Source organism: Pedobacter segetis (assembly GCF_016623585.1).
In the GTDB taxonomy this organism is placed as follows: Bacteria; Bacteroidota; Bacteroidia; order Sphingobacteriales; family Sphingobacteriaceae; genus Pseudopedobacter; species Pseudopedobacter segetis.
Genome location: NZ_JAEHFY010000006.1, coordinates 169,286 through 176,406, shown reverse-complemented (window position 1 = coordinate 176,406; position 7,121 = coordinate 169,286). Strand labels below are relative to the sequence as shown.

Genomic DNA, 7,121 nt, shown 5'->3' with positions numbered 1-7,121 from the left:
TACTGCGGTAACACGTGGGAGAGTAGGTCGGTGCCAGACCCTACGCCCCCCTCCACATCGGAGGGGGGCTTTTTTTTGTGCGGCGCCATAGATGCGTTGATCCCATAAATCCCCCTCAGGGTTTTGCCCCTACCGACGACACTTCCGGACCATAATAACTTTATCTTTTTAGGGTATTCATGTGATATACATGCTATCGACATTATCTGATGCTTTGTGATTTTCGGACAAGTGTTTACTGAATCAAAATGTCATATCTTAAGAGAGATTGATATGCTCATATTTTGTTCTTTCTATATCTCCATCCGCTTGATAATCTTTACAATTCAACCTGAGTTATGATGTTTTTCTTAGCTTTCCCTGAACCTGTATTTGAAAAAGCTTATTTAACCAGTTATTCATTGAACAGTCTTATTCGTTTTCCATAACTTTGAATTACTAAAAATATTAGTATTATATTTGATTTAAGTTTCAAGTTTATTGTTACTTTTTGATAAGTGCTTTGTGGATAATTGAAACTCTTGTTTAGTTTTTTTTGCGTTAACGATAATAGCGGATACCGGCCTTGTGGCTAAGGCTTGTGCAATATGATCCGCCAGCTGGCGGATTATTAAAATGCCCTTGTAATTTTAATTGTTTTATGATGATGGAATTGGGTTTTGAGGTTTTTAGAAATGGAAGGAAAACAGATTATACATATTGATTTGGATAGTTTTTTTGTTTCGGTTGAGTGCCGATCTAATCCGTTTTTGTATGGCAAACCGGTTGCCATTGGTGGATCTAGCGAACGAGGTGTAGTAGCATCTTGTAGTTATGAGGCTAGAAGATTTGGGGTACACTCTGCCATGCCAGGAAAGTTGGCCAAACAGCTTTGCCCAGAATTGCTTTTTATTAGGGGGGATTACGATAGTTATTCTAAGGCATCTATCGAGATAACAGAGATGATAAACGAGGCTGTCCCTGTGTTTGAAAAAACGTCTATTGATGAGTTTTATATGGATATGACCGGGTTTGATGATTTTGACGGGACGCTAGCTTATTCTAAAGAGTTGAGGGAGAAGATAATTAAAGAGACATCACTGCCAATCTCGTTTGGTATGTCTAAAAATAAAACTGTTTCTAAGGTTGCTACTGGTTTGGCAAAACCTAATAATTATAAGTACGTAAATTTTGGTGATGAAAGATCTTTTTTAGCGCCTTTACCTGTTAGGAAATTACCTATGATTGGGGAAAAAACTGGCGAAAGTTTGAGAAAAATGGGTGTACAAAAGGTTTACACTTTGCAGCAAATGCCTGTACAATTATTACAGTCTGCTTTTGGGAAACAGGGCATTATGATGTGGGAGAAAGCAAATGCGATTGATAATTCTGCGATTGTACCCTATACCGATCGTAAATCTCTTTCTAACGAGGAAACTTTTGATAAGGATACCATGGACGTTGGAATGTTAGAAAGTTTATTAGTTTCTATGACGGAAGATTTATGTTTTAAGATGAGGAATGAGAATTTTTTGACGGGCTGTATAAGTGTGAAGATTAGGTATTCTGATTTTAATACCTATACGCAACAGGTTAAAATCCCTTATAGTGCATCTGACCATCAATTGATACCACAAGTTAAATTGCTATTTAAAAAACTTTATAACCGGAGGATGTTGATCAGGTTGATTGGCGTAAGATTGAGTAAATTGGTAAGGGGGCATCAACAGATACATTTGTTTAATGATGATGAAAATCAAATCCAGTTATACCAAGCATTAGATCATATCAATAAAAAATTTGGGAATAAATCTGTGCATCGGGCAATAACGATGGGTGTAAACCCTAGATCTTTCAATCCTTTTAATGGTATGTGTACTTGATTATATGTTTATTAACTGCCATAGTTATTTTAGTTTTTTACACGGTACTTTATCGCCATCAAAACTTTTGCAACAAGCTAAAAAGCATGGTGTAGAAAAATTTGTACTTACTGATATTAATAATACATCCGGCTGTTTAGAAACGCTTAGGCTTAATAAAAAAGGGTGTTTTTTTCCAATTTTAGGTATAGATTTTAGAAACGGGATAGTACAAAAGTTTGTTGGTATAGCTAAAAACAAAGATGGTTTTGAAAAATTGAATAGGTTACTATCAAAGCATTTAAAAGAGGAAATCCCGTTTGATGATAAATGTGAAGTGGAATCTGATGTTTTTATAGTCTATCCGTTTAAAAACGATACGGAATATGATTTAACCAGCAATGAATTTATTGGGATAAGTTATAAAGACCTGCATTTTTTACAACTCGAAAAATGGAACAATTATCTTGATAAGATAGTCATCTTACATACCGTGAGTTTTGCCGATGAAAAAGATTTTCGGTTACACAAGGTATTAAGAGCGATACAAGAAAACACGATTATTTCTAAAATATCAGATAATGACTTGGCTTCGGCTGATGAAGTTTTTTTGGATGAACAGAACTTTTATAAGTATTATGGCGCATATCCGCAAATTGTACAAAACACTCATAATTTGTTGGAAAACTGTGAAATGATAGATTTTAAGTTTGGGATGAACAAAAATAAATCGAGATTTTATGCTGCTGCTGAAAAAGATATTTCTGGAAAATTAGATTATGAAAGATTGGTTAATTTGGTTGAAAAAGGCGCAAAATATCGATACGGAAAAATTACAAAGGATGTAAGAGAGCGAATAAATAAGGAGTTAAAGGTAATTAAAGAAGGAGGATATATATCTTATTTTTTGATTAACCATGATATTATATCTTTTGCCCTAAACAAAGGTTTTTATTACATAGGAAGGGGTAGCGGGGCAAATAGTGTTGTGGCTTACTGCCTAAAAATTACCGATGTTGATCCTATTGATCTAGATTTATATTTTGAAAGGTTCATTAATGTTTTTAGAAAAACACCTCCGGATTTTGATATTGATTTTTCTTGGCAGGATAGGGATGAGGTTATAGATTATGTTTTTAATAAATATGGTTTAGAGCATACTTGCTTGCAGGCTACTTATACTACTTTTCAAATTAATTCTTCTTTGCGAGAATTGGGTAAAGTTTATGGTTTGCCCGTGGACGAAATTGAAGGATTGATCAAAAGCGTAAAAAATGGAATTATACCAGATAAAAGGAAAAGCAAATTAGATTTTGAGATTTGTAACCACGCCTCGCAAATAAAGGATTTCCCAAAAAATTTAAGTATCCATGCCGGTGGGATTTTAATTTCTGAGAAACCAATTTATCGTTACACGGCTACTTCTCATCCTCCAAAAGGATTCCCTATTTGCCAATTTGATATGTACAATGCCGAGGATTTGGGATTGTATAAGTTCGATATCTTGAGCCAAAGAGGATTGGGGCATATTAAGGATACTTTAGCTATCGTAAAGAAAAATAAAGGGATTGATATCGACATCCATGATATTCCGAAATTTATGAAAGATGAAAAAATAGTTAAACATCTTGAAAAAGGGGATTTAGTTGGCTGTTTTTATGTAGAATCACCAGCAATGAGGATGCTTTTGGCAAAGTTAGAATGTAAAGATTACCTGACTTTGGTTGCGGCGAGTTCTATCATAAGGCCTGGTGTTGCACAATCTGGGATGATGAGGGAATATATTTTAAGGCATCATGCCTTGGATAAGGGGAAATCTTTGGCTCACCCGGTTTTATGGGAAATTATGCCGGATACTTACGGTGTGATGGTTTACCAAGAAGATGTGATTAAAGTTGCTTATCATTTTGCGGGTTTAAGTTTAGGAGAATCTGATGTTTTAAGAAGGGGAATGTCTGGCAAGTATCGTTCTAGAGAAGAATTTCAAAAGGTAAAGGATAAGTTTTTTTCTAATTGTGATGAATTGGGAAGAACAAGAGAATTAGCGGTTGAGGTTTGGCGACAGATAGAATCTTTTGCTGGTTATTCTTTTGCAAAGGGGCACTCTGCTTCATTTGCGGTAGAAAGTTACCAAAGTATGTATTTAAAAGCATATTTTCCATTAGAATTTATGGTAGGCGTGATCAATAATTTTGGGGGATTTTACCATACTGGATTATATGTACAAGAGGCACAAAGGGCAGGTGCAAAACTTGAAGCCCCATGTCTAAACAATAGTGTCTGGTTAACTTCAATAAACGAAGATGTTATTTTTTTAGGTTTTACCCATGTTAAAGGTTTAGAATCTAAATTAATAGAAAATGCTTTATCGGAAAGAAACCGTAGTGGCAATTTTAAAAGCATCAATGATTTTGTAGATAGAGTTTCTATTGGTTTAGAGCAGCTGATTACTTTGATAAGGGTTGGCGCATTTCGTTTTACAAAAAAATCTAAACAAGCATTATTATGGGATGCACATTTCTTAACGAACAAAAAGCCTGTTGTGGCTGTACAGAACAAGCTTTTTAACACTAAATCTAAGTCTGATTTTAAAATTCCCGAGCTGCATTATGATAAACGTAATGATATGTTAGATGAATTAGAGTTGATGGATTTTATGCTTTCATCTCCTTTTGAACTAATGGAAAAACAAGAATGGAAAGGGATTTTAGCTAAGGATATTCCGGCCCATGTAGGCAAAGAGATTGAAATTGTTGGTCAGTTGATTACAACTAAATATGCCAAAACCAAACATGGAGATGCCATGTTCTTTGGAACTTTTTTAGATAAAGAAGGCCAATGGATAGATACAGTTTTGTTTCCCGAAATTGCCGCCCGCTACACATTTAAAGGGAAAGGATGTTATTTGATTAGAGGAAAAGTTACGGAAGAATTTAATTTCTTTACGGTTGAGGTTTCTGAAATGAAAAGATCTGGCTGGTGGAATCCTGATTTGGGTTAAAGCAGGAAGTAAAAAGTTTAAAGTAAAAAGCAGCAATATGAAGATGCTAAATTAAAAATGTGAAAATATTTTCAATTTAAAAAGTAAAATATTACATTTGGGTATGAAAGTTTATGGAGAGTTAGAAGATACGGTTAATATTGTGAGTGAGGCGTTAGCCCCCTATCAAACTTATTTTGAGTCTCCTGTAAATAGGCTTTCTGTAATAAAGGGAGGCTTGGCATCATCATCTATCCAAGATTTATTGAATATAAGCGGTTCTACCCGTTTTGATATGGCTAAAAATTTGGATCTTACGGAGCCAACTTTAAGAAAGCATTTATCAAATAATAAAGAATTAAGTACAAGTTTAAGTGAGCATGTATTGTTTCTTTTAGAGCTTTATGATAAAGGTTTAGATACTTTTGGTTCTATTGAAGAATTTAAAAATTGGCTGCCCCAGCATAATATCGGCATAGGTGCCAAACCAAGTGATCTTTTAGATTCTATAACTGGTATCAATATGGTAATGAATGAATTAAACCGTATTGATCATGGTATTTTAGCCTAATGAAGGTTTATAGAATATCCCAAACTAAATTTTCTAAATCATTGGTGGCTTCTGGGTTTGCGGGAAGATGGAACAGCGAGGGGGAGGGGATGATCTATACTGGCGGTTCTGCTTCTTTGTCTTGTTTAGAGGTGTTAGCTCATAAAAGTGGTTCTGCATTAAGTTCTGGTAAGTTTTCTATATCAGTTATTGATATTCCGGACTCTATCTCTATTGATGAGATTGAACTAAAGGAATTGCAAAGATTAAGTACCGATTGGTTTATAGTTTCACATTATCCAATTACCCAAAAATTAGGAAATAAATGGATCTCTGATATGAATTCTGCAGTTTTAAAAGTTCCGTCTGCAATAGTTGATAGGGAATATAATTATTTATTAAATCCCTTACATCCAAAATTTGCTAAGATTAAGGTTATGGATGTTGTTCCTTTTAATTTTGATACCAGATTAAAATTGAATTTCTAACAAAAATAGCCTACAATTAAAATGCAGGCTATTTTTTTTATTTTAAGATTGCTTTAATCCTATTCAAAATATTCTTTCATCCTATCAAAAAAGCTTTTCTCGTTTTTACCCGGACTAGGTTTAAAGTTTTGAGAATCTTTTAGCTGCTCTAAAAGTTCCCTTTCCTCGTTATTTAGTATTTTTGGTGTCCAAATGTTTATCTGTACCAATTGATCACCTTTATGGTAAGAATTCACTTCCGGGATGCCTTTTCCTTTTAGCCTCAATATTTTACCACCTTGTGTCCCGGGATCTAACTTGATCCTGGCTTTTCCATCAATAGTTGGTACCTCTATGCTGGCACCAAGGGTTGCATCAACAAAGCTTACATGTAAATCATAAATCACATTGATGCCTTCTCTTTTTAAGGATTCATGCGCAATTTCTTCGATTAAGATAATCAAATCTCCCGGAACACCACCACGGGGTGCTGCGTTTCCTTTTCCGCTCATGCTCAGTTGCATTCCCTCACTTACACCTGCAGGGATATTTATGCTAATGGTTTCTTCGCCTCGGGTAATACCATCGCCATGGCAAGTATTGCATTTAGAAGAAATAGTTGTGCCTTCACCGTTACAGGTTGGGCAAGTGCTTGTAGTTTGCATCTGGCCCAAAATTGTATTTGTTACCCTTCTTACGGCACCTTGGCCGCCACAGGTTTTACAGGTAGAAAATGAGTTTTTGTCTTTTGCCCCGGTTCCGTCGCAAGTATTACAAACAATCTGTTTGTTAACTTTTATCTTTTTCTCTACCCCGTTAGCAATTTCTTCTAATGTAAGCTTAACTTTTATGCGTAGGTTTGTACCTTTCTGAACCCTTCTTCCACCACCACGTGATTGGCCGCCACCTCCAAAAAAGCTATCAAAAGGACTGCCCCCGCCACCAAATACATCGCCAAACTGGCTAAATATATCTTCCATGTTCATGCCGCCGCCACCGTAACCGCCACCAAACCCGCTTTGTGTGCCCGCATGGCCAAATTGATCATAACGTTGTCTTTTTTCTGGATTACTTAATACCTCGTAAGCTTCGGCAGCTTCCTTAAATTTATCTTCGGCAGATTTATCATTCGGATTTTTATCTGGGTGGAATTTTATCGCCTGTTTACGATAGGCTTTCTTAATCTCGTCTGCGGGAGCACCTTTAGAAACTCCAAGTATATCGTAATAATCTCTTTTACTCATCTATTTTAAATTTGTTGATTTGTTAATTTATCTATTTGA

At 35.4% G+C, this 7,121-nt stretch carries 5 protein-coding genes; 4 read left to right on the top strand and 1 reads right to left on the bottom strand.

Annotated elements, in window-relative coordinates; genetic code table 11:
* Positions 1–674: 674 nt before the first annotated feature.
* The 4 genes from dinB (at position 675) to I5M32_RS05760 (ending at position 5,859) form a co-directional block, all read left to right on the top strand.
* Positions 675–1,862, top strand: coding sequence for a DNA polymerase IV (gene dinB / locus I5M32_RS05775; RefSeq protein ID WP_200585235.1), 1,188 nt, complete (start codon positions 675–677; stop codon positions 1,860–1,862).
* Positions 1,863–1,866: 4 nt separating this feature from the next.
* Entirely contained in the window at positions 1,867–4,842 is a 2,976-nt protein-coding gene (locus I5M32_RS05770) for a DNA polymerase III subunit alpha (RefSeq protein WP_200585234.1), read from the top strand.
* A 103-nt stretch (positions 4,843–4,945) separates the two neighbouring features.
* Positions 4,946–5,392 carry an antitoxin Xre/MbcA/ParS toxin-binding domain-containing protein gene (locus I5M32_RS05765; protein ID WP_200585233.1) on the top strand — a complete coding sequence of 149 codons (447 nt, stop codon included), beginning with the start codon at positions 4,946–4,948 and terminating at the stop codon, positions 5,390–5,392.
* Positions 5,392–5,859 carry an RES family NAD+ phosphorylase gene (locus I5M32_RS05760; RefSeq protein WP_200585232.1) on the top strand — a complete coding sequence of 156 codons (468 nt, stop codon included), beginning with the start codon at positions 5,392–5,394 and terminating at the stop codon, positions 5,857–5,859. The genes I5M32_RS05765 and I5M32_RS05760 overlap by 1 nt, the downstream gene beginning before the upstream one ends.
* A 59-nt stretch (positions 5,860–5,918) precedes the next feature.
* Here the strand turns inward: I5M32_RS05760 and dnaJ are convergent, their stop codons facing one another.
* The gene (gene dnaJ, locus I5M32_RS05755; RefSeq protein ID WP_200585231.1) at positions 5,919–7,082 is read right to left on the bottom strand and encodes a molecular chaperone DnaJ; all 1,164 of its coding nucleotides are present in this window, start codon (positions 7,080–7,082) and stop codon (positions 5,919–5,921) included.
* Between the last annotated feature and the right edge of the window lie 39 nt (positions 7,083–7,121).

What these genes read in the sequence shown, in the direction of transcription:
- dinB (WP_200585235.1), top strand. Translation starts at nt 675, where the DNA reads ATGGAAGGAAAACAGATTATACATATTGATTTGGATAGTTTTTTTGTT.
- I5M32_RS05770 (WP_200585234.1), top strand. Translation starts at nt 1,867, where the DNA reads ATGTTTATTAACTGCCATAGTTATTTTAGTTTTTTACACGGTACTTTA.
- I5M32_RS05765 (WP_200585233.1), top strand. Translation starts at nt 4,946, where the DNA reads ATGAAAGTTTATGGAGAGTTAGAAGATACGGTTAATATTGTGAGTGAG.
- I5M32_RS05760 (WP_200585232.1), top strand. Translation starts at nt 5,392, where the DNA reads ATGAAGGTTTATAGAATATCCCAAACTAAATTTTCTAAATCATTGGTG.
- dnaJ (WP_200585231.1), bottom strand. Translation starts at nt 7,082, where the DNA reads ATGAGTAAAAGAGATTATTACGATATACTTGGAGTTTCTAAAGGTGCT.